Here is a 21364-nt window from a genome sequence, read left to right on the forward strand (position 1 = left end):
CGTGTTCATCTGCTCACTAAGCTAACATCATGGTGTGATCTACACAACACCCCCTCGCACGCAGCGACCCGTGCCACAGTCCATGCAGGCCAGCGTCCTGACCGGAGTGCTGGACATACGCCTCGAGGAACGGCCCGTCCCCGCACCCGCACACGACGAGGTCCTCGTGCAGGTCACAGCCGTCGGGGTGTGCGGATCCGACGCGCATTACTACCGCGAGGGACACATCGGCGACTACGTCGTCGACGGTCCCCTCGTACTCGGCCACGAGGCTGCGGGCGTGATCGTGGCCGTCGGCTCCGAGGTCTCCGATACTCGCGTCGGGCAGCGCGTGTCCATCGAGCCGCAACGGCCGGACCCCACCAGCGCACAATCGCGCGCCGGCCGCTACAACCTGTGCCCGGCCATGGAATTCTTCGCGACGCCGCCCATCGACGGCGCGCTCGCGGAGTACGTGGTGATCCAATCGACCTTCGCGCACGACGTTCCCGACGAGATCTCCGACGAGGCCGCAGCCCTGTTCGAGCCCCTGTCGGTCGGCATCGCGTCGGCCCAGAAAGCACGCGTCTCAGCGGGCTCGTGCGTGCTCATCGCGGGAGCGGGCCCCGTCGGTCTCGTCACCGCACAGGTCGCCCGCGCATTCGGGGCGACCGAGGTGATCGTCACCGACATCGATGCGTCCCGTCGCGCCAACGCAACGAGGTTCGGGGCGACGCGCGTGCTCGACCCCGCTACCGAGGATGTGCGCGCACTGACGGTCGACGCCTTCATCGACGCATCCGGTGCCGCGCGGGCCGTCGTCGACGGTATTCACGCGGTTCGACCAGCCGGCACGGTCGTCCTCGTCGGCATGGGCGGATCGGACTACCCGCTGCCGATCTCACGGATCCAGAACCGAGAGTTGCTGCTCACCGGCGTCTTTCGCTACGCCAACACCTGGCCGATCGCCCGCGAGCTGGTGGCGTCGGGCATGGTGGATCTGGATGCAATGGTGACGGCACGCTTCGGGCTCGAGGGCGTCGAGGACGCGTTGAACGCGGACAAGCAGGCCGGAAGCATCAAAGCCGTTGTGATACCCGGTTTTCGACCAGAAGGAATGAACGCATGAAGTTGAATTCCAAGAACCTCCCCGACTTCATCGAGGACGTCGCAGTTCCGACGTACGACCGATCCGAGGTGACGGTGGGCATCGTGCATTTCGGTGTCGGCGGCTTCCATCGCGCACACCAGGCGATGTATGTCGACCGTCTGTTGCAGCAGGGGCAAGCGCTGGACTGGGGGATCTGCGGCGTCGGCGTACTGCCGGGAGATCGTCGAATGAACGATGTGATGCACGCGCAGGACTGCCTGTACACGTTGGCGCTCAAGCATTCCGACGGTACGTGGGACACTCGCGTCATCGGTTCCATCGTCGAGTATCTCTTCGCGCCGGACGACGCCGAGGCCGTGATCGAGAAGATGGCCGCGGAAACCACGAAGATCGTTTCGCTCACCATCACCGAGGGTGGCTACAACTTCTCGGCCACCACCGGCGAGTTCGACGCGAACAATCCGGCGATCGTCGCCGATCTGGCCGACGGCGCAGTTTCCGCAACGACATTCGGACTCGTCATCGAGGCGTTGACGCGACGCAAGGACCGGGGCCTGAAGCCGTTCACGATCATGTCCTGCGACAACATCGAGGGCAACGGGCATATGGCGCAGTCGACCTTCACGACATTCGCGCGCCTGAAGGACCCGGAGTTGGCCGACTGGATCGAAGCGGAAGGTGCGTTCCCCAATTCGATGGTCGACCGAATCACCCCGGTGACGACACCGGAAGTGATCGAGGAACTTTCGCAGAGATATGCCATCGACGACCAGTGGCCCGTCGCGGGTGAACCGTTCACGCAGTGGGTGCTGGAAGACAACTTCACCCTCGGCCGTCCACCGCTGGAGGACGTGGGCGTGCAGGTGGTCGACGACGTCACCCCCTACGAGCTGATGAAACTGCGGTTGCTCAATGCCAGCCATCAGGCACTCGCATACTTCGGATATCTCAGCGGCTATCGCTTGGTGCACGAGGTCTGCCAGGATGCGCTCTTCGCGGATTTTCTGCTCGCCTACATGGACGAGGAGGCAACCCCGACGCTCCAGCCCGTTCCCGGCATCGATCTGGCCGAGTACAAGCAGACCTTGATCGAGCGGTTCTCCAATCCCGAGATCCGCGATACCGTCGCGCGCCTGTGTGCCGAGTCCTCGGACCGAATTCCCAAGTGGCTCTTGCCCGTCATCCGCAAGAACCTCGAGACCGGTGGAGAAATCGTCCGCTCCACCGCTGTGGTGGCGAGCTGGGCGCGCTACGCCGAGGCCGTCGACGAAGCCGGCGAACCCATCGAGATCGTCGACCAGCTGAAGGACTCGCTGGTGCCCATTGCGCTCGGTCAGCGCGAGAATCCGACGGCCTTCATCGCCAACCGCGCGGTGTTCGGAGACCTGATCGACAACGAACGCTTCGTCGCCGAGTACACCAAGCAGCTGACGTCGTTGCACGAGCACGGAGCTCGCGCGACACTGGAATCACTCAGGTCGATTCACTGAATTTTTCGGTATCGCGGACCTGACCGGAGACGATGACGGTATCGCCTGCAGCGATCACCGTATCGACCGTGGCGTAGGTGAATCCCTCACCGGGGCGTTTGACCGCGACGACGGTGACTCGGTGCTTGGTGCGGATCGCGCTCTCGCCCAGCGGTTTTCCGATGATCGAGGCAGGTGGTGACGTCTTGACCATGGCAAAACCGTCGTCGAACTCGATGTAGTCCATCATGCGCCCGCGCACCAGGTGGGCGACGCGCTTGCCCATGTCGTGCTCGGGTCGGACCACATGGTGCACACCGATCTGCGTGAGGATCTTGGCGTGCGCGTTGCTCAGAGCCTTGGCCCAGATGGTCGGCATCGACAGATTCACCAGAGCCGATGCGGTGAGCAAGCTCGCCTCCAGATTGGAGCCGATACCGACGACGGCGCGGTCGTACTCGTGCACCGACAGTTGCCGGAGCGACTCCTCGTCGGTGGTGTCGGCCACCACAGCGTGCGTCAATCGGTCCGATACTCGTTGCAGCACAGCCTCGTCGCTGTCTATGCCGAGCACCTCGGCACCCTGCGCCATCAGTTCCAGTGCCAGCGACTTGCCGAAGCGTCCGAGACCGAGGACGACAACGACTTCGGAGGACGGTTTCCTAGCCAATGAACGGCCTTTCCGTGGGGAGCGTGTAACGCCGACCGCGGTCGCGGGCAGCAAGGGCGCTGACCAGAGTGATGGAACCGATACGGCCCAGATACATCAGGACCATCAGAATCACCTGGCCCCACCCCGGCAATTGCGCGGTGATACCCGTGGACAGACCGACGGTAGCGAACGCGGAGACGACCTCGAACAGGAGCACGTCGAGATCGAAGTTCGTGCCCGCCAGCAACGCCACGACCGGGATCATGACCAGCGCGACCCCGATCAACGCCACCGTCAACGCCTGACGCTGCACGCGTGCATCGATACGACGATCGAACACCGTCACCTCACGATCACCGCGGATCTCGGCGAGGATGACGAACAGCAGAAGCGCGAACGTGGTGACCTTGATGCCGCCCGCCGTGCCGCCGCTGCCACCACCGATGAACATCAGCACGTCGGTGACCAACAGGGTCGCGTTGTCCGCATCTGCGTAGTCCACACTGTTGAAACCAGCGGTGCGAGGCATGACGCCCTGGAACGTCGCGACGAGCATCTTGTCCCAGAAGCCGAAGGCATCCAACGTCTTCGACCACTCGAAGAGCATCACCACGGTCGGTCCGAGGACGAGCAGAACACCGGTGCCGGTCAGGGTAAGTCGAGTGTGCAGTGACCAGCGCCGACGCGAGCGATGCCCCTTGGCGCGCGACCGAACGCGACGAGCGATCTCGAAGAGAACCGGAAATCCGATGCCGCCCAGAACGACCGCCGCCAACAGGGGGACGCAGATCCACGGATCGGTGGCGAACCCGATCATGTTGTCGCTGAACAGGGCGAACCCGGCGTTGTTGAACGCAGACGCGGCATGGAAGATCCCCAGCCACAGTGCGCGCCCCGGGGACTCGTCGTATCCGACGAAAAAGCGCGCCGCCAAGGCGATCGCGACAACACTCTCGATGATCAGGCTGGTACGGAACACTCCGACGACGACGCTTCTGACATCGCCCAGCCCCGATGTTCGGACCTCCGCGGCCGCATTGAGCCTGCCGCGCAGCCCTATTCGATCTGCAAGAACCAGGCCCACCAAAGAGGCGATCGTCATGATCCCGAATCCGCCGATCTGAATCAGCGCGAGGATCACGCCCTGCCCGAAGGCCGACCAGTACACCGGGGTGTCCACCACGATCAGGCCCGTCAAACTGACGGCCGAGGTCGAGGTGAACAGCGATTGCAGAAACCCGGTCTCGCTGCCGGGCACAGTCGCGATCGGCAACATCAGCACGCCTGCACCTATCGCGATGGCAAGCGCGAATCCCGTGGCCATGACCCGGACCGGCGTCGGTCTGAAGATGGCCGACCATCGCGATGCCCGGTGAGCGTCTGTCACTCGGGAGACAGTACCGGTGGAGTGCGGCTCCGCGGCAGTGGCGCGGCGGAGCCCACGGCGTCCTGTTCCCCGGGGCGACGCGGGATCAGCTGATGTGGACCGTTCCGATTGTCCAGGCCTTGGCCTGCTCACTCAGGGTGAACCCGAGTCCGGGGCGGTCGGAGAGATGCATTCTGCCGTCGCGCGTTTCGAGGTGTTCGTTGAACAGCGGATCGAGCCAATCGAAATGCTCCACCCAGGTCTGCAATGGGTAGACCGCCGCCAGGTGCAGGTGAATCTCCATCGCGAAGTGCGGTGCCAGCTGCAAGTTGTGGTGTTCGGCGAGGGCCGCGAGTTTCAGGAACTGAGTGATGCCACCGATTCGGGGCGCATCGGGCTGAAGAATGTCCACCGATCCGGCCTCGATCAGCCGAACGTGTTCGCCGACGCTGGCCAACATTTCTCCTGTGGCGATGGAGGTGTCGAAGTTCCTCGCGAGCATCGCGTGGCCCTCCGCGTCGTAGGCATCGAGCGGTTCTTCGATCCAGACGAGGTCGAATTGCTCGAGGATGCGGCACATCCTGTTCGCGGTCGGACGATCCCACTGCTGATTGGCGTCGACCATCAGCGGCACGTCGTCACCGAGGTGCTCGCGCACGGCGGTGACTCGCGCGATATCTCTCCGCCAATCGGGTTGTCCCACTTTGATCTTGATGCCGCCGATGCCGGCTGCAACCGACGCCGTCGCATTGTCGAGCACTTCCTCGATGGGAGTGTGGAGAAAACCACCGGAGGTGTTGTAGGTCTGGACCGAATCGCGGGTGGAGCCGATGAGCTTGGCGAGCGGCAATGCTGCTCGTTTGGCTTTGAGGTCCCACAACGCGATGTCGAACGCCGCGATTGCCTGCGTCGCAACTCCACTGCGACCTACCGATGCACCTGCCCACTGCAGTTTGGTCCACAGTTTGCCGATATCGCTCGGGTCCTCACCGATGAGAACCGGAGCGATCTCCTGGGCATGCGCGAACTGCGCAGGCCCACCGGCACGCTTGGAGTAGCTGAAACCGATTCCCTCGTGGCCCTGCGCGGTTCTGATCTCGGCGAACAGGAATGCGACCTCCGTCATCGGCTTCTGGCGGCCGGTGAGCACTTTCGCGTCGCTGATCGGATTCTTCAGAGGAAGAGTGATGGACGACAGCGCCACATGGGTGATGCGGTCGAGCGTCGCGTCTCCCGAGGCAAGGGCCTTCACAGCCGCGTCGGGTGCGGCGAGACCACTGATCGGCCGAGGCTGCGAGGTTGGTCGAGTGGACGTTTCGGTCGACATGTTGAGCTCCCTGGATCTGTGGCGGCGCTGGCAAGAAGAGAATCGACAGTGCGATGCCTCACAGCCTAGAAACTACGGCGATTCAAGTCCAACACTTCTACTGGATGATCCGATGCAATCACAGCATCGATCGACTGGCTGCTGCGCCATGCGGTCACCGGCGTCGACGCACTCAATCCACGAGACGTTCGCCGGTCACTGTGGAGAACAAGTGCGTGCGCTCGGCGGCGTAGGAGAGCGTGATCTTCGATCCGCGCTGCGGTGGGATACGGCCGTCGGCGCGGACGACGATGGGCTGACGGGTTCCGTTGACATCGGCCTGGCCGTACACGTAGGCGTCGGCTCCCAGTTCTTCGACGACGTCGATGGTCACTTCCAGGCCCGCCCCGGTGGTGATCTGCAGATCCTCCGGCCGAACGCCGAGTGTCACTGCGCTCTCACCGATTCCGGCGACTGCCGAGCGTGGAACCGGAACCACTTCGCCACCGAAGCGGACGCCGCCGTCGACGAGGGGCAGTTCGAGAAGGTTCATCGCAGGCGACCCGATGAAGCCGGCGACGAACACGTTGTTCGGGTGCTCGTACATGCGCCGAGGCGAGTCACACTGCTGCAGCACACCGTCTTTGAGAACAGCGACGCGATCACCCATCGTCATGGCCTCGACCTGATCGTGAGTGACGTAGACGGTCGTGGTGGCGAGCCTGCGCTGCAGGGCGGAGATCTGCGCGCGGGTCTGCACGCGCAGCTTCGCATCGAGGTTGCTCAGTGGCTCGTCCATGAGGAACACCTGGGGCTTGCGAACGATGGCTCGGCCCATGGCAACTCGCTGTCGCTGACCTCCGGAGAGCGCCTTGGGCTTGCGGTCGAGAAACTTGGTGAGGTCGAGGATCTTCGCGGCATCGTCGACGCGACGCTTGATCTCGGCCTTGTCCTCACCGGCGATACGCAGGCCGAACCCCATGTTCTCGCCGACCGTCATGTGCGGGTACAGGGCGTAGTTCTGGAAGACCATCGCGATGTCGCGATCCTTGGGCTGATGGTCGGTGACGTCTTTGCCACCGATGGTGATGGCTCCCTTGTCTACGTCCTCGAGACCGGCGAGCATCCGCAGCGAGGTGGACTTGCCGCAGCCGGACGGGCCGACGAGCACGAGGAACTCACCGTCCTCGATGTCGAGATCGAGTTGGTCGACGGCGGCTTTGTCGCTGCCGGGGAAGAGTTTGGTGACGCTCTGAAATGCGACGGTAGCCATGATGATGGTCCCTTCACCGGCAGGAACGTGCCGGACGATCCGAGTGGGGGTTCACATATATGAATGAATGCCAGAATGCTGACTTCGTTTAGAAGTATGTACTACTGTGATGCCCATTACAAGGTTTCCATCGAAGGAGTTCGAGAAGAATGACCGACACCGTTTCGCGACTGCTCGTCACCGGAGCCGCAGGCAACATGGGTGCGGTGCTCCGGCCGTTACTGGCAGCGCCAGGACGCACTCTGCGTCTGTTCGACATCGCCGAGATCACCGACATCGATTCCGGTAGTGAGGAATTCGTGCAGGGCTCGGTCACCGATCGCGCCGCCGTGGCCGCTGCGATGGAGGGTGTCGACGCCATCCTGCACCTCGGCGGATTGAGCACCGAGGACTCGTGGGCAAACATCCTGTCGGTCAACGTGGACGGCACGCAGGCCGTCTTCGAGGCCGCAATGGCACACGGAGTCACGCGAGTGGTGGTGGCGTCGAGCAATCACGCCGTCGGCTTCTGGACTCACGACGAGGCAGGCGACGCACCGCTTCCGGGGGACGCCGCTCCGCGACCGGACGGCTTCTACGGGTGGAGCAAGGCCGCGGTCGAAGCCCTGGGCCGGATGTACCACGACCGCTTCGGCATCGACGTCGTCAATCTGCGTATCGGCTCGAGCTTCGACGCCCCGCCGAACTACCGAGGCCTGGCCACCTGGATGTCGCCCGCCGACACCGCGCGACTGGTGGAGGCGTCACTATCGGACAACGCCAAGGGTTTTCACACCGTATGGGGCATCTCCAAGAACTCGCGAGCATGGTGGTCGGGCAGCGAAGGTGCCGAGATCGGATACCAGCCGCGCGACGACGCGGAGCAGTTCGCCGAGCAATTCCTGGCCGAGCACGAGTGGACGTTCTCCGACCCGATCCTGCAGCGCGTCGGCGGAGCGTTCTGCGATCACCCACTCGGCCAGCGGATGCGCTGACGCAGGTGTCGCTCCACTCGGTCGGCCTCGAACGCGACATCACGCGCGAGGCCGGTCGAGTGGAGCATCCGTTGCAGACCCCCTACGAATACGTAGTGATGATCGACCCCAGCGCATCGAGCTGGGGTCGATTGACGAGACCGAGGTGATAGAGGTGCAGCTCGTTCGCCCCGGCGTCGACGGTCGCGGCCACGTGCGCGCCCACCTCGTCGAGCTTCTTGGGCGGCAGTACCGATACGTAGGCACCCACATCCACGTTGTCGCCGACGGCAGCGCGGGTGGCCTCGACCACTGCAACCGTCTCGGCAGTACCGGGCCAGGCAGAGACGAGCACAGCGTCGACATCGGCGGGGGCGGCAGCGGTCAGCGCGGGCGAGGGGCCGGTCTTCCACGGATCGGGATGGCCGTGCAGCGTGACGCGCGCCGAGGGTGCCTGCTCCCGCACGGCCGCAAGCACTTCCGCGCGCAGGTGATCGGCGTCGGCGTGACGGACCGCCACCACCGCATCGATCTCGTCGGCGTCCAACAGCTCGGTGATCGCCGCCCCCGCAGGCAGGGTTCCCGCCGACAGGGCGTCGACGCCGTCGCGCAGCTTCTGTGTCACCTTCGCCGAGTCGATGCCTCGCTCGCCCCACGCGTCGAGCTCACGCTGCGTGCAGCTGATCGACATCAGTGTGTCGCCGATTCCCGGGAAGGCACCGTCCGTCTTCTCGTGTGGGCCGACGTGCGCGAAACCCAGTTGTCCGCAGGCCTCCACAGATACGCCGTGCACGTCGACTCCGCGAATCGCTTCGGCAGCGAGCGTGGCACAGTAGCGCACGATCTCGGGATGCCCGGGCGCGAGGGCATAGCGATAGGCATCTCCGAAGCAGTTGACGACGGTCGCGTCGGGATGAGCGTGGCCGAGAATTGTGCTGTGTGTCAGCACGATCCATGCGTTCACGAGGAATCCTTCGTCGATCAGGATCGCCGCCGCCTCCCCGAACGCATCCTGGGCACCGCCCCAGTCGGCCGTCCTCGCGGTGATCGTGTGTCCGGTCCATGCCTCGGGACGCATCGGCCGGTACAGCGCGGCATGGTGAGCGTCGACCACCTTGTGCTGTGGATGCAACGGCGTTGCCGCCCTCGTGGAGTGATAGGTCGCGGCGAGCGAGATTTCGTGCACTCCGAGCCTGCGGGCGCGCTCGACGAAGTGCGGGTCACCGAGTACGTCCCAGGGATAGGCGTGCGCGACGATGCGGTCGACGGTCATGGGGATCATCCTTCGATGGCTGATTTGTTCGATAGAGAGAACTGAGTTCACACATGGGAACACAATTCGGGCCCAGCTGTCCACGATTCGCCCTCCGAACGGCAATAAGGAAGACCCTCGGAGTGGCCGACACCCTGTTACCGCCGCAGGTGAACCGCGGTCGAACGTGGACACGGGACGGCATCAGCGGCGTCGAACTGACGTGGAACAACACCGTCGCGTGGCTGCTGACGCCCACAGACGCAGAAACTCCGCTGCCTGCAGTCCTACTGATGCACGGCCACGACGGCGTCAAGTACTACGGCAAGGAGAAGATCGCCGACGGTCCCGACGGCATCGCGCCCGGTATCGCCGCGCTGCGCGAGCACGGGTACGACGGAACCGAACCCGCAGCACGCCTGGTGGCAGCGGGTTTCGCGGTGCTTGTCCACGACGTCTTTCCGTGGGGCTCCCGCCGGGTGCCGTGGGAGCAACTTCCCGGGCGGGCCCGCCGAGCCGGTGCTCACCTCGAAGGACGGCAGCGATACGAGGCGGCCGCCCGTGAGCACGAGCACGGCCTGGCGAAAGTAGCCGCGCTGCAGGGGAACTCATTGGCCGGGCAGGCACTCGAGGAAGACCTGACGGCGCTGTGCGTATTGGGCGACTGCGCCGAGGTGGACGCCGATCGCATCGCGACAGCGGGGTTCTCCGGCGGCGGAGCCCGCGTCGCGCATCTACTGGCCTGCAGCGACCGGCTACGAGCAGGCGTCATCACCGCCTCGATGAGCACATACGCAGACATCGCCGACGGGCGTGCAGACGACACCAGCTGGCTCATGATCACCCCAGGCCTGCCTATGGTGTGCGACTGGCCGGAGGTCGCCGGCTCGGCCGCCCCGACTCCGCTGCTGGTCCAATTCGCCGAGCTGGACTCGCATTTCGGTGCGTCGGGTATGCGCGACGCCGAGACTGCACTTCGCCGCGACTACGAGGGCGCGAAAACACTGACCACACAGTGGTTTTCGGAGCCGCACCGGCTCACGGCGACGATGCAGGATGCGGCGGCGAACTGGCTGCGCCTGCACGTGTGACCGGCCATGCTTGACAGCGCTTGTGACTGCCGTCATAGTTGATCCAGAAATTCACATAGAAGACGCCAGTTCAGATATGTGAACGACCTCGAACCTCGAACGGCCCGGCTCGCCCCACGGCCGGGAGAACCCCGCCAGACCCACACGCCGGTTCCCCCATCCGGCCCCGAACGCTTCGGAGCGTCCCCATGGTCACCACCACACCACCCCGGTCGGGAGGCACGCGCGCGCCGAGCGCAGCCGTTCCCCCGGTCCGGCCGAAACGCAAGCGTCGCATCTCGGCCCCGTACATCCTGATCGCACCCGTCGTCATCCTGCTCGCCGTATTCATCTTCTACCCGGTCGGCAGCGTCTTCTATTACAGCCTGCAGTTCTACAACCCGACGACGCCGTGGGACAACGGCTTCGCCGGCCTGGAGAACTTCGAGCTGATGTTCGCCGACGACGCGTTCTGGAACAGCCTCGTCGTCACCGCCAAATGGGTCGGCGTGCAGGTCGTGTTCCAGCTGATCCTCGGCCTCGGACTGGCCCTGTTGGTCAACGAGGTCTTCCGTGGACGCGGCCTGGCCCGAGCCCTGGTCTTCTCCCCCTGGGCCGTCTCGGGCGTCCTCACCACGGGCATCTGGCTGCTGATCTACAACCCGTCGACCGGACTGTTCAAGCTGCTCGGCAACATGGGAATCGGCGACGGCACCGCCGCACCGATCGCCGATCCCGACACCGCGTTCTGGGCAACCAGCGTCGCCGAACTGTGGCGCGGAGTCCCGTTCTTCGCCATTCTCATCCTCGCCGAACTGCAAAGCGCCCCAAAGGATCTGTACGAGGCCGCCAACGTGGACGGCGCCAACCGCTGGCAGCGCTTCCGCTTCGTGACGCTGCCGCACCTCAAGGCGGTGATCATCCTGTCGACCCTGCTCCGCGGGGTCTGGGAGTTCAACAACGTCGATCTTCTCTACACACTCACCGCGGGCGGACCGGCCGACGTGACCACCACGTTGCCGCTCTACGTCTCTCAGCTCGCAACCACCGCTCAGGACTTCGGTTACGGGTCGGCGCTCACCACCGTCGCCTTCGTCATCCTGCTCTTCTGCTCCATCCTCTACTTGCGCCTCAGCAAATTCAACAGCGATAAGGCCTGACGCACATGACCACTACCGCAGACCGTCCCGTCGTGACCACTCCGCCGCAGGACCAGTCCGAGAAGGTGCGCGTGCATCGCACCAAGCCCCGCGTGTTCAGCGTCGGCCTTCCGCTGGCCGTCTACCTACTGTTCACGCTCGTCCCGTTCTACTGGATGATCGTCTTCGCATTCCGGCCCGCCGGTTCCAATTCGATGCTCCCCTGGCCCATCACGCTCGACCACTTCGATACCGTCTGGAACACCCTCGGCTTCAGCTTCTTCTTCAAGAACAGCCTCATCGTTGCCGGTCTGTCTCTCGTGCTCACCACCTTCGTCGCGCTGGCGACCGGTTATGCGTTGGCACGCTTCAAGTTCCGGGCCAAGATCCCTCTGGTGATGGCCCTGTTGTGCAGCCAGTTCGTGCCCGGCGCGATGCTGCTGATCCCGCTGTTCCAGGTGTTCCGCGAGATGGGACTGGTGAACAACCTGTTCGGCCTCATCGTCGCCGATACCGTCTTTCAGCTTCCTCTGGCGGCAATGTTGATGGCCGGCTTCATCTCTCAGATTCCCGTGGAGCTCGAGGAGGCCGCGATGGTCGACGGCTGCTCACGGCTGAAGGCCTTCCGCATCATCATGCTGCCGCTACTTCGCCCCGGCCTCATAGCCGTCGGCTCCTTCGCCTTCATCGGCAGCTGGAACAACTTCCTGTTCGGCCTGATGTTCATCAGCAGCCAGGACAAGTTCACTCTCCCAGTCGGATTGAGTTACACCATCGGCTCGTACAACGTCGACTTCGGCGTCCTCGCGGCAGGCGGCCTGATCGCCGCGGTGCCGGTGGTCGCGGTATTCGCCGTCATCCAGAAGTACCTCGTCCAGGGCCTCAGTGCCGGAGCGGTGAAGGGCTGATCATGAAACGCACACACTTTTCGCGACGCGCAGTACTCGTCGGTGCAGTCGCCACGCTCGTTCTCGCCGGCTGCAGCTCCGAAACCTCTCTGCCCGACGGTGCCCTCGGAGATCCGAACAGCGGCACCCTCACCTTCTGGGACAACAATGCCGGTCCGGATCGAACCCCGCTGTACGAGGAACTGATTCGACGTTTCGAGGCCGCCAATCCCGGCATCGACATCGAGTACGTCGGCCTACCGTCGGACAGCGCTCAGCAGAAGTATCAGACGGCTCTCGCCGGCGGGTCGGCTCCCGATCTGGGCATCGTATCCACCGCGTACCTGGCACCGCTGGTCGCGCAGAACGCGGTGATTCCCCTCGACGATTTCATGGCCTCCTCCCCGCAGAGGGGCGAGTACGACCCGAAGATCATCGAGTCGGCCATGGAATCCGGTGGTGGCGAGAATCTGTACGGTCTGCCGTTCACCAGCAACAACGCGACGCTCTGGTACCGAGCGGACTGGTTTGCCGAGGCAGGCATCGAGCCACCGGACACCTGGGACGAATTCTACGAGGCTGCAGACGAACTGACCGACAAGTCCGCCGGCCGCTACGGGTTCACCATCCGGGGCGGCGCAGGCTCGATCTACCCACTGCTGCAACACATGTTCGCCACCACCGGCATCGACAACTTCTTCGACGGCAGCGAGTCCACAGTCAACCGACCCGAGATGGTCGAGGCCATCGAGCGATTCGCCGCCCTCTACGACGTCGATACTCCCACCGCCGACGTCAACAACGGCTTTCCGCAAATGGTCGCCAGCTTCGGCGGCGGCTCGGTGGCCATGATGCAGCACAATCTCGGATCTCTCAGCAATCACAAGAAGTCGCTGGGCGAGAAGGTCGGAGCGGTCGCACTTCCGCTGGCCGACAACGGTGTTCGCACAGTGATGACGGACCCGTTCCCGTCGTACACGGTGTTCAAGAGCAGCAAGCATCAGGCAGCGGCCTGGAAGTTTCTCGAATTCATGACCTCGGCGGAGTCGCAGGCGTACTGGAACGAGAACGTCGGCCAGATTCCGGTCAACGCGGCAGCTCGCTCCGCTCCCGCCTTCCAGGCGATGCCGTCCGTACAGGCGGCTCAGGCTGCCCTCGACGATCCGAAAACCGTATTGGTCACCCCGCCGGACTATCTGCCGGATTTCGGCAAGATCGTGCAGGTGCAGATGCTGGGCCAGTGGCAGAAGGTGCTCATCGGGCAGCTCAGCGCTCAGGATTTCGCCGACGACTTTGCCGAGAAGCTCAATCGCTCCAAGGCCAAATACGATGCCCGACAGGGTAAATAGGGGATTCACCGCCATGTCCAGCGTCATCACCGAGGTCGCCGTCCAGGTCTTCAAGACCGAGGCCCGCACCGCCGTCGATTCCTACGGGCATCGACACCCAGGACCGTCCGTCCCGACCACCCAGGCTTTGCTGCGGATCACCGATTCCGACGGCGTCAGCGGTTATGTCCTGGGCAAGACCAACTATCTGCGCGAAGACCAAGTGGAGCAGCATTTTCGGCCGGTCCTGATCGGGACCGACCCGTTGCACCGCGAGGAGATGGACCGCAAGTTCGCGATCCGGCAACGTACGAGAGCCGTGGAACTTCCCGAGCACACCTGCAGCTACCTCGATCAGGCACTGTGGGACCTCGCCGGCAACCGATTCGACACCCCGGTGTGGAAGTTGCTCGGCGGAGCTCGCAGCGAAGTGAAGGCGTACGCGAGCACCATGTGCGGAGACGACATCGAAGGCGGGCTGTCCAGCCCGCAGGAGTACGCGGATTTCGCTGTGGCACTGAAGAATCGCGGCTACCAGGGGATCAAGCTACACACCTGGATGCCGCCGCTGGAAGGTGCCCCGAGCCTGAGCCGGGACATCGAGGCCTGCGCCGCGGTGCGAGATGCCGTCGGACCCGGATTTTCCTTGATGCTCGACGGCTACCACTGGTACTCGCGTACCGACGCTCTCAAGCTCGGCCGCGAGCTGGACGCACTGAAGTTCGACTGGTTCGAGGAGCCGATGGACGAATTCTCGATGCGTTCGTACAAGTGGCTGGCCGATCAGATCGACACTCCGGTGATCGGCCCGGAGACCACTCCCGGTCGGCATCGCTCGCGGGCGGACTGGATCGCAGGCGAGGCGTGCGACATTCTCCGGGTCGGGGCGATGAACGGCGGCGGCATCACTCCGGCACTCAAGACTGTGCACATGGCCGACGGGTTCGGTCTCGAGTGCGAGATCCACGGCAACGGCGCTCCCAACTTGGCGCTCGTCGGTGGTGCCCCCAACATCGCGTGGTACGAGCGCGGCCTGCTGCATCCGCTGGTGGATTACGACTGGGTGCCCCCGCACCTGAAGTCCATCGTCGACCCGATCGACGCGAACGGGATGGTGCAGATGCCAACGCGTCCGGGCCTTGGTGAGGACATCGACCTCGAGTACATCTCGAACAATCTGATCGCCGAGTACTAGTGGCTGCCCGCCACATCCGTGTCCGCGAATGAAACATCGTTCATCATGAGGGACACTGTCTCCATGGTGAACGATGTCACGGCCGCAGCTGCGCCGGAGAGCCAACCGGTGAAGTCCGCCGAACGCACGATCCACATTCTCGAGACCCTGGCCGCGTCCCCCACGCGCATGAGTCTCGGCGAGCTTCAGGAGGCCTGCGGGTATCCCAGGTCGAGTCTGCACGCCCTGTTGCGGACGCTCAAGGATCTGCGCTGGATCGAGGCCGACGACTCGGGCTCGCGTTACGGCATCGGCACTCACGCCCTGCTCACCGGCACGTCGTACCTGGACAAGGACTCCGTCGTCGGTCGAGCCGCGGCGGTACTGGAAACACTGCGCTCGGACGTACGGCACACCGTGCATTTCGCCCGACGCGACGAGGACTGCGTCATCTACCTCGCCAGCCGCGGCTCCAAGCTCGAGGTCCGCCGCATGCATCGCGTCGGACGCAAACTGCCGTGCCACGTCACCGCACTGGGTCAGGCTCTGCTGGCCGAGCTGACGACAGACGAGGTGACGCAGCTACTTCCGAAGAAGCTCGAGCGGTACACCGCGAATACCATCACGGACCGCGACGCTCTGATCGACGAACTGGCCCAGGTCCGCAGGCGTGGTTGGTCGCTGGAGCAGGAGCAGGGCACCGCAGGCGTCGTGTGCATCGCGACCGTGGTGCCCTACCGAATCCCGGCCACCGATGCGCTCAGCGTCTCGATGCCCGCAGAAGTTGCCTCGTATCCCGGCGAATTGGAACGCATCGCCGGAGTGCTCACCGAACACGCCGCCGCGTGGGCACGCGAACTGCGCGCCGAGGGAGTGCGCTGACGCGCAGTGGTGCGTTCAAGTGCCGCCTGGGGCACGTAACCACACCACTGCCGCAGGCACTAGCGCACCAGAGCCGGGCGCTTGCTGTCGAACGACCAACCCTCGATCAGGTACTGCATGCCGATGGCATCGTCGCGGCTACCGAGGCCTTCCTTCTGATACAGCTCGTGTGCAGCGTCGATCTGCTCGAAGTCGAGGTCGACGCCGAGGCCCGGCTTGTCGGGCACGGTGAGGTAACCGTCCTCGATCGTGAAGGGCTCCTTGGTCACGCGCTGCCCGTCCTGCCAGATCCAGTGTGTATCGATGGCCGTGATGATGCCGGGAGCTGCTGCCGCGACGTGGGTGAACATGGCGAGCGAGACGTCGAAGTGGTTGTTGGAGTGCGATCCCCACGTCAGGCCCCACGCGTCGCAGAGCTGCGCCACACGTACCGACCCGGCCATCGTCCAGAAGTGCGGATCGGCCAGCGGAATGTCGACGGCACCGGAGCGAATGGTGTGGCCCATCTCGCGCCAGTCGGTGGCGATCATGTTGGTTGCCGTCTGCAACCCGGTGGCGCGCTTGAACTCCGTCATCACCTCTCGACCGGAGAAGCCGCCCTCCGGTCCGACGGGGTCCTCGGCGTACGCCAGCACGTCGCGTAGGCCCCGGCAGGTCTCGATGGCGTCCTTCAGCAACCAACCACCGTTGGGATCCAACGTGATTCGGGCCTCGGGAAACCGTTCGGCCAGTGCCCGAACGGCGGCAGCCTCCTCGACGGCAGGCAGTGCACCACCCTTGAGCTTGAAGTCCTGAAATCCGTACCGAGCGTGCGCAGCCTCGGCGAGACGCACGATGGCCTCGGGATCCATGGCCTCCTCGTGCCTGATGCGCATCCAGTCGTCCGCCCCCTGTGCCTCATCGGCTGCGCTCCGGTAGGCAAGATCGGTCTTGGTTCTGTCGGCCACGAAGAACAGGTAGCCCAGGGCCTGGACCTTCTCGCGCTGCTGACCGTCCCCCAGCAGGGCTGCGACGCTGACGCCGAGATGCTGGCCGAGCAGATCGAGCAATGCAGATTCCACGGCTGTGACCGCATGAATCGCGATCCTGAGATCGAACGTCTGCGCGCCCCGGCCACCGGCGTCGCGGCCGGAGAAGGCGCGACGCATGTCGGCCAGAACGGCGTTGTACCGGCCGATGCTCTGCCTCTCCACGAGCGCGCGGGCGTCCTCGAGCGTCTGTCGAATCGCTTCTCCACCAGGCACTTCCCCGACGCCGGTGCGTCCGTCGGAATCTGTGAGAATCACCAGATTGCGAGTGAAGTACGGCGCGTGCGCGCCGCTGAGATTCAGCAACATGTCGTCGTGACCGGCAATCGGAACGACGCGCATCTCGGTGACGATCGGCGCACTGGTGGGGACGTTCATGTCCGACCTCTCTGACGTGCCTCTGGTGACTCGGCTCAGGAGCGACACTATGGCGGACGGTCGATTCCTGTCCAAGACCGTCTGGACATCGAACGATGCAGTACCGGCATGGATGAACCGACCCGGACGGCATCGGACCAGGTAGCCAGATCGATACCGAGAGTGGATCAAAGGCGACAGCTTTTGACTTGGACATGTATCGATCAGCCTCCTACCGTAGTGAGCAATGGGCCAGGTCACACACCTGGTGTCAGTGCACGGACCGCACCACAGCCTGAGGAGTCACCCCAATGACAGCGTCGACGACACAGTCCACCAATCTCACCGGCCGGATGATCATCGCCGGCGTCCCGGTCTTCGGTTCCGGCACGCAGATTCACGGAATCGATCCGAGCACCGGCGCGAACCTCGAACCCGCCTACGGTCACGGGGACAACAGCGACGTCGAGAAGGCCTGTGCCGCAGCGGCGGAAGCGTTTGCCGACTACCGCGCGACCTCGTCCGAGACCCGCGCACAATTCCTCGAAGCCATCGCAGACAACATCGCTGCCCTCGGCGACACCCTGATCGAGCGCACCGTCGCCGAGTCCGGCCTTCCGTTGGCACGCATCACCGGCGAGGTAGGCCGCACCACCGGCCAGCTACGCCTGTTCGCTTCCGTTCTGCGAGAGGGAAGTTGGAACGGTGCCCGCATCGATCCGGCACTCCCCGAGCGCACTCCGCTCCCCCGCGCCGACATCCGGCAGCGTCAGATTCCCCTCGGACCGGTTGCGGTGTTCGGTGCCAGTAACTTCCCGCTCGCCTTCTCCGTCGCCGGCGGCGACACCGCGTCCGCACTCGCGGCCGGCTGCCCCGTCGTCGTCAAGGCACACGACGCCCACCCGGGGACCTCCGAGTTGGTCGGTCGCGCCATCACCGACGCGGTTGCATCCACCGGAATGCCCTCGGGCACATTCTCGTTGCTGTTCGGCTCCGGTCGCGGACTCGGGACCGCACTCGTCACCGACCCCCGAATCAAGGCCGTCGGATTCACCGGGTCACGTTCGGGTGGAACGGCATTGGTCGCCGCGGCTGCCGGTCGCCGCGAACCCATCCCGGTGTACGCGGAGATGAGTTCCATCAACCCGGTGTTCGTCATGGACGGTGCTCTCGCCACCCGCGGCGCAGAACTCGGCCGCGCCTTCGTCGCGTCGTTGACGATGGGTTCTGGTCAGTTCTGCACCAACCCGGGCTTGGTCATCGCCGTGGACGGCCCCGGCTTGCAGTCGTTCACCGACGCCGCCACCGCCGCCGTGCAGGAGTCCGCACCCACCACGATGCTGACTCCACACATCGCGTCGAGCTACGCCGAGGGCGTGCAAACACTGTCCGACGCAGTGACGGTGGTAGCGCGAGGATCGGAATCCCAGGCCCCGAACGCCTGCCGCGCAGCACTGTTCGGCACCGATGCAGATACTTTCCTCACCTCCGAATCCGCGCAGGCCGAGGTGTTCGGGGCCTCGAGTCTCATCGTTCGCTGCAGCGACGCCCAGCAGGTGCGCGACGTTGCCGCCCTGCTCGAAGGCCAGCTCACCGCAACCGTTCATGCCGATGAGTCCGATCATGCCGAGGCGGGCAAGCTGCTCTCGGTTCTCGAGCTCAAGGCCGGCCGCATCCTGTTCGACGGTTGGCCCACCGGAGTCGAGGTCGGCCACGCCATGGTGCACGGCGGCCCGTTCCCCGCGACGTCCAACTCGCGCACCACATCCGTCGGATCGCTTGCTATCGAACGCTTCCTGCGTCCCGTCGCGTACCAGGACGTGCCGAAGTCGTTGCTGCCCAATGCCATCGCCGACGGAAACCCCGACGGCATCTTCCGTCGCATCGACGGCCAGCTCACCCAAGACTGATTCACCCACACCTAGTTCATCGAGGAGACCCCCATGCTCGACGGAGTCCTGTTCTTTCCCGTCACCCCGTTCACCACGTCCGGTGAGGTCGACTACGACCTGCTGGCCGCGCACATCGCGAAGGGTGTCGACGCCGGACCCGGCGGAGTGTTCATCGCCTGCGGCACCGGCGAATTCCACGCCCTCGAGATCGAGGAGTTCGGCAAGATCGTGCGGACCGCAGTCGACATCACCGCGGGCCGCGTGCCCGTGTACGCAGGCGCGGGCGGATCCGTGGCTCAGGCAAAGGCTTTCGCAGCCAGCGCGAAGTCCAACGGCGCGGACGGCATCCTGCTCCTGCCGCCGTATCTGGTCACCATGCCGCAGGCCGGACTGGTCAACTACACCAAGGCCGTTGCCGCAGCGTCGGATCTGCCGCTGATCGTCTACAACCGCGGCAACGCTCGCTTCGACGAGGCCTCGGCCGTCGAGGTCGCGCAGCTACCGACCGTCGTCGGATTCAAGGACGGCACAGGAGATCTCGACCAGGTCGGCCGCATCGTTCGGGCCGTACTGGACGCCTTGGAACCGTCGGGCAAGCCCTTCCAGTTCTTCAACGGCCTGCCTACCGCCGAGGTCTCACAGCAGGCGTACCGCGCGATCGGAGTGACGCTGTACTCCTCGGCCACGTTCGCGTTCGCGCCCGAGCTGGCCCTGGCGTTCTATCAGTCCATGGAGAACGGCAACGACAAGCTCACCGCCGCACTGCTTCGCGACTTCTTCCACCCGCTCGTGCGCTTGCGCGACAAGGTTCCCGGCTACGCCGTCTCGCTGATCAAGGCAGGCGTCACCATGGAGGGCATCGAGGCAGGGCCCGTACGACCGCCACTGGTGGACATCAGTGCGCCGCACCTCGAGGAACTGACCGCAATCGTTGCAGCCGGACGCGCAGTGCTGGCGGACGAGCTCGCGGTGCACTGATGCGGGCTCCGGTCCTGATCACCGGCGCTAGGATCACTCCGATCGCCTTCGTCGACCCCCCGTTGCTCAACACCGTCGGTGTGCATCAGCCTTACGCACTGCGCGCAATCATCCAGCTGGACACCGATTCCGGCGTCGTCGGACTCGGTGAGACGTACGCCGACACCGCACATCTGGCTCGGCTCGACGCAGCGGCGGTGGCCATCACCGGCCTGGACGTATTCGATCTCAACGCAATTCGAGAAGCCGTCGACACGGTGCTCGCAACGCTGTCGATCACCGGCGGTGACGGCGTTGCGGGCATGATCACCACGGCCAGCACCACCGACCGGGTGTTCTCCCCGTTCGAGGTCGCATGCCTGGACATACAGGGCAAGGTGCTGGGTAGACCGGTGTCGGATCTACTCGGCGGCGCAGTGCGGGCTTCGGTTCCGTTCAGCGCGTACCTGTTCTACAAATGGGCGTCGCATCCCGGCGGCCGGCCCGACCGGTGGGGCGAGGCCGTCGACCCCGCCGGGCTGGTACGCCAGGCCCGAAGGATGATCGGCGAGTACGGTTTCGCGGCAATCAAAGTCAAGGGTGGGGTGTTCCCACCCGACGAGGAGATAGCCGGAATGAAGGCACTCCGGGAAGCATTCCCGGAGTTGCCGCTCCGGCTCGATCCCAACGCCGCATGGACGGTCGACACGTCCATCCGCGTTGCCGCCGAGCTCGACGGCATCGTCGAGTATCTCGAGGATCCGACACCGGGACTCGACGCAATGGCCGAGGTTGCGCGCGAGGCCAAGATGCCGCTGGCCACCAACATGTGCGTCGTCGCGTTCGATCACCTCAAGCCTGCGGTGGTGAAGGACTCGGTGCAGGTGGTCTTGTCCGATCACCACTACTGGGGTGGATTGCAGCGATCGCGACTCCTCGCTGGGATCTGCGAGAACTTCGAGTTGGGACTGTCGATGCACTCGAACAGCCATCTCGGAATCAGTTTGGCCGCAATGGTTCACCTCGCCGCGGCGACACCGAACCTGACCTACGCCTGCGACACACACTGGCCGTGGAAGAACGAGGACGTCATCGTCCCGGGAGTTCTGAACTTCGTCGACGGGGCAGTGGCCGTCCCCACCGGGCCGGGTCTGGGCGTCGAGATCGACGAGGACGCGCTCGAGGCACTGCATCGGCAGTACCTCGACTGCGGAATCCGGGATCGCGACGACACCGGATACATGCAGAGCATCGATCCGAGCTTCGAGAACACCTGCCCGCGTTGGTAG

Annotated in this window: 18 protein-coding genes; 12 read left to right on the forward strand and 6 right to left on the reverse strand. The window is 64.6% G+C overall.

What is annotated here, in order from left to right:
- Window positions 1-82: 82 nt before the first annotated feature.
- Window positions 83-1108 carry an NAD(P)-dependent alcohol dehydrogenase gene (locus ACNEOT_RS00175; RefSeq protein WP_415973603.1) on the forward strand — a complete coding sequence of 342 codons (1026 nt, stop codon included), beginning with the start codon at window positions 83-85 and terminating at the stop codon, window positions 1106-1108.
- Window positions 1105-2580: a mannitol dehydrogenase family protein gene (locus ACNEOT_RS00180; RefSeq protein ID WP_415971159.1), complete on the forward strand. Its 1476-nt coding sequence runs from the start codon at window positions 1105-1107 to the stop codon at window positions 2578-2580. The genes ACNEOT_RS00175 and ACNEOT_RS00180 overlap by 4 nt, the downstream gene beginning before the upstream one ends.
- On the opposite strand, the gene ACNEOT_RS00185 is transcribed toward ACNEOT_RS00180, so the two are convergent.
- The 4 genes from ACNEOT_RS00185 to ACNEOT_RS00200 all read right to left on the reverse strand — a co-directional run bounded on the left by ACNEOT_RS00185 (window position 2564) and on the right by ACNEOT_RS00200 (window position 7156).
- Complete coding sequence (locus ACNEOT_RS00185) at window positions 2564-3229, reverse strand: potassium channel family protein (protein ID WP_415971161.1); 666 nt, start codon at window positions 3227-3229, stop codon at window positions 2564-2566. The two genes, ACNEOT_RS00180 and ACNEOT_RS00185, sit on opposite strands and share 17 nt — an antisense overlap.
- Entirely contained in the window at window positions 3222-4535 is a 1314-nt protein-coding gene (locus ACNEOT_RS00190; protein ID WP_415973604.1) for a TrkH family potassium uptake protein, read from the reverse strand. Before ACNEOT_RS00190 ends, ACNEOT_RS00185 begins: the two co-directional genes overlap by 8 nt.
- A 148-nt stretch (window positions 4536-4683) precedes the next feature.
- Entirely contained in the window at window positions 4684-5904 is a 1221-nt protein-coding gene (locus ACNEOT_RS00195) for an L-talarate/galactarate dehydratase (RefSeq protein ID WP_415971163.1), read from the reverse strand.
- Window positions 5905-6076: 172 nt separating this feature from the next.
- Window positions 6077-7156, reverse strand: a complete 1080-nt coding sequence (locus ACNEOT_RS00200) for an ABC transporter ATP-binding protein (RefSeq protein WP_415971165.1) — start codon at window positions 7154-7156, stop codon at window positions 6077-6079.
- A gap of 149 nt (window positions 7157-7305) precedes the next feature.
- Between ACNEOT_RS00200 and ACNEOT_RS00205 the strand changes: the two genes are divergently transcribed.
- Window positions 7306-8130: an NAD-dependent epimerase/dehydratase family protein gene (locus ACNEOT_RS00205; protein ID WP_415971167.1), complete on the forward strand. Its 825-nt coding sequence runs from the start codon at window positions 7306-7308 to the stop codon at window positions 8128-8130.
- 82 nt (window positions 8131-8212) lie between these two features.
- Here the strand turns inward: ACNEOT_RS00205 and ACNEOT_RS00210 are convergent, their stop codons facing one another.
- Window positions 8213-9382, reverse strand: coding sequence for a hypothetical protein (locus tag ACNEOT_RS00210; RefSeq protein WP_415971168.1), 1170 nt, complete (start codon window positions 9380-9382; stop codon window positions 8213-8215).
- Between the two features lie 122 nt (window positions 9383-9504).
- On the opposite strand from ACNEOT_RS00210, the gene ACNEOT_RS00215 reads away from it, so the two are divergent.
- The 6 genes from ACNEOT_RS00215 (at window position 9505) to ACNEOT_RS00240 (ending at window position 15841) form a co-directional block, all read left to right on the forward strand.
- The gene (locus tag ACNEOT_RS00215; RefSeq protein WP_415971170.1) at window positions 9505-10452 is read left to right on the forward strand and encodes a hypothetical protein; all 948 of its coding nucleotides are present in this window, start codon (window positions 9505-9507) and stop codon (window positions 10450-10452) included.
- Window positions 10453-10640: 188 nt separating this feature from the next.
- On the forward strand, window positions 10641-11591 hold the full coding sequence (locus tag ACNEOT_RS00220) for a carbohydrate ABC transporter permease (RefSeq protein WP_415971171.1): 951 nt from the start codon (window positions 10641-10643) through the stop codon (window positions 11589-11591).
- Window positions 11592-11596: 5 nt separating this feature from the next.
- A complete protein-coding gene (locus tag ACNEOT_RS00225; protein WP_415971173.1) occupies window positions 11597-12478 on the forward strand; it encodes a carbohydrate ABC transporter permease in 882 nt (293 codons plus the stop codon).
- A 2-nt stretch (window positions 12479-12480) separates the two neighbouring features.
- Window positions 12481-13806 (forward strand): ABC transporter substrate-binding protein, encoded by a 1326-nt coding sequence (locus ACNEOT_RS00230; RefSeq protein ID WP_415971175.1) that lies wholly within the window; start codon window positions 12481-12483, stop codon window positions 13804-13806.
- Window positions 13787-14980: an enolase C-terminal domain-like protein gene (locus ACNEOT_RS00235; RefSeq protein ID WP_415971176.1), complete on the forward strand. Its 1194-nt coding sequence runs from the start codon at window positions 13787-13789 to the stop codon at window positions 14978-14980. Before ACNEOT_RS00230 ends, ACNEOT_RS00235 begins: the two co-directional genes overlap by 20 nt.
- Window positions 14981-15043: 63 nt before the next feature.
- On the forward strand, window positions 15044-15841 hold the full coding sequence (locus tag ACNEOT_RS00240) for an IclR family transcriptional regulator (RefSeq protein WP_415971177.1): 798 nt from the start codon (window positions 15044-15046) through the stop codon (window positions 15839-15841).
- 59 nt (window positions 15842-15900) lie between these two features.
- Here the strand turns inward: ACNEOT_RS00240 and ACNEOT_RS00245 are convergent, their stop codons facing one another.
- Entirely contained in the window at window positions 15901-17247 is a 1347-nt protein-coding gene (locus tag ACNEOT_RS00245) for an enolase C-terminal domain-like protein (protein WP_415971178.1), read from the reverse strand.
- 290 nt (window positions 17248-17537) lie between these two features.
- Between ACNEOT_RS00245 and ACNEOT_RS00250 the strand changes: the two genes are divergently transcribed.
- Genes ACNEOT_RS00250 through ACNEOT_RS00260 form a run of 3 tightly spaced genes read left to right on the forward strand, consistent with a single transcriptional unit; the run spans window position 17538 to window position 21364 of the window.
- Window positions 17538-19136, forward strand: a complete 1599-nt coding sequence (locus tag ACNEOT_RS00250) for an aldehyde dehydrogenase (NADP(+)) (protein WP_415971180.1) — start codon at window positions 17538-17540, stop codon at window positions 19134-19136.
- A gap of 33 nt (window positions 19137-19169) precedes the next feature.
- Window positions 19170-20096 (forward strand): 5-dehydro-4-deoxyglucarate dehydratase, encoded by a 927-nt coding sequence (locus tag ACNEOT_RS00255; protein ID WP_415971181.1) that lies wholly within the window; start codon window positions 19170-19172, stop codon window positions 20094-20096.
- Window positions 20096-21364 carry a glucarate dehydratase family protein gene (locus tag ACNEOT_RS00260; protein ID WP_415971183.1) on the forward strand — a complete coding sequence of 423 codons (1269 nt, stop codon included), beginning with the start codon at window positions 20096-20098 and terminating at the stop codon, window positions 21362-21364. Before ACNEOT_RS00255 ends, ACNEOT_RS00260 begins: the two co-directional genes overlap by 1 nt.

Origin of the sequence: Rhodococcus sp. 077-4 (assembly GCF_047782425.1) — a bacterium.
Classification (GTDB): Bacteria; Actinomycetota; Actinomycetes; order Mycobacteriales; family Mycobacteriaceae; genus Rhodococcoides.

What these genes read in the sequence shown, in the direction of transcription:
- ACNEOT_RS00175 (WP_415973603.1), top strand. Translation starts at nt 83, where the DNA reads ATGCAGGCCAGCGTCCTGACCGGAGTGCTGGACATACGCCTCGAGGAA.
- ACNEOT_RS00180 (WP_415971159.1), top strand. Translation starts at nt 1,105, where the DNA reads ATGAAGTTGAATTCCAAGAACCTCCCCGACTTCATCGAGGACGTCGCA.
- ACNEOT_RS00190 (WP_415973604.1), bottom strand. Translation starts at nt 4,535, where the DNA reads ATGGCCACGGGATTCGCGCTTGCCATCGCGATAGGTGCAGGCGTGCTG.
- ACNEOT_RS00195 (WP_415971163.1), bottom strand. Translation starts at nt 5,904, where the DNA reads ATGTCGACCGAAACGTCCACTCGACCAACCTCGCAGCCTCGGCCGATC.
- ACNEOT_RS00200 (WP_415971165.1), bottom strand. Translation starts at nt 7,156, where the DNA reads ATGGCTACCGTCGCATTTCAGAGCGTCACCAAACTCTTCCCCGGCAGC.
- ACNEOT_RS00205 (WP_415971167.1), top strand. Translation starts at nt 7,306, where the DNA reads ATGACCGACACCGTTTCGCGACTGCTCGTCACCGGAGCCGCAGGCAAC.
- ACNEOT_RS00210 (WP_415971168.1), bottom strand. Translation starts at nt 9,382, where the DNA reads ATGACCGTCGACCGCATCGTCGCGCACGCCTATCCCTGGGACGTACTC.
- ACNEOT_RS00220 (WP_415971171.1), top strand. Translation starts at nt 10,641, where the DNA reads ATGGTCACCACCACACCACCCCGGTCGGGAGGCACGCGCGCGCCGAGC.
- ACNEOT_RS00225 (WP_415971173.1), top strand. Translation starts at nt 11,597, where the DNA reads ATGACCACTACCGCAGACCGTCCCGTCGTGACCACTCCGCCGCAGGAC.
- ACNEOT_RS00230 (WP_415971175.1), top strand. Translation starts at nt 12,481, where the DNA reads ATGAAACGCACACACTTTTCGCGACGCGCAGTACTCGTCGGTGCAGTC.
- ACNEOT_RS00235 (WP_415971176.1), top strand. Translation starts at nt 13,787, where the DNA reads ATGCCCGACAGGGTAAATAGGGGATTCACCGCCATGTCCAGCGTCATC.
- ACNEOT_RS00240 (WP_415971177.1), top strand. Translation starts at nt 15,044, where the DNA reads ATGGTGAACGATGTCACGGCCGCAGCTGCGCCGGAGAGCCAACCGGTG.
- ACNEOT_RS00245 (WP_415971178.1), bottom strand. Translation starts at nt 17,247, where the DNA reads ATGAACGTCCCCACCAGTGCGCCGATCGTCACCGAGATGCGCGTCGTT.
- ACNEOT_RS00250 (WP_415971180.1), top strand. Translation starts at nt 17,538, where the DNA reads ATGACAGCGTCGACGACACAGTCCACCAATCTCACCGGCCGGATGATC.
- ACNEOT_RS00255 (WP_415971181.1), top strand. Translation starts at nt 19,170, where the DNA reads ATGCTCGACGGAGTCCTGTTCTTTCCCGTCACCCCGTTCACCACGTCC.
- ACNEOT_RS00260 (WP_415971183.1), top strand. Translation starts at nt 20,096, where the DNA reads ATGCGGGCTCCGGTCCTGATCACCGGCGCTAGGATCACTCCGATCGCC.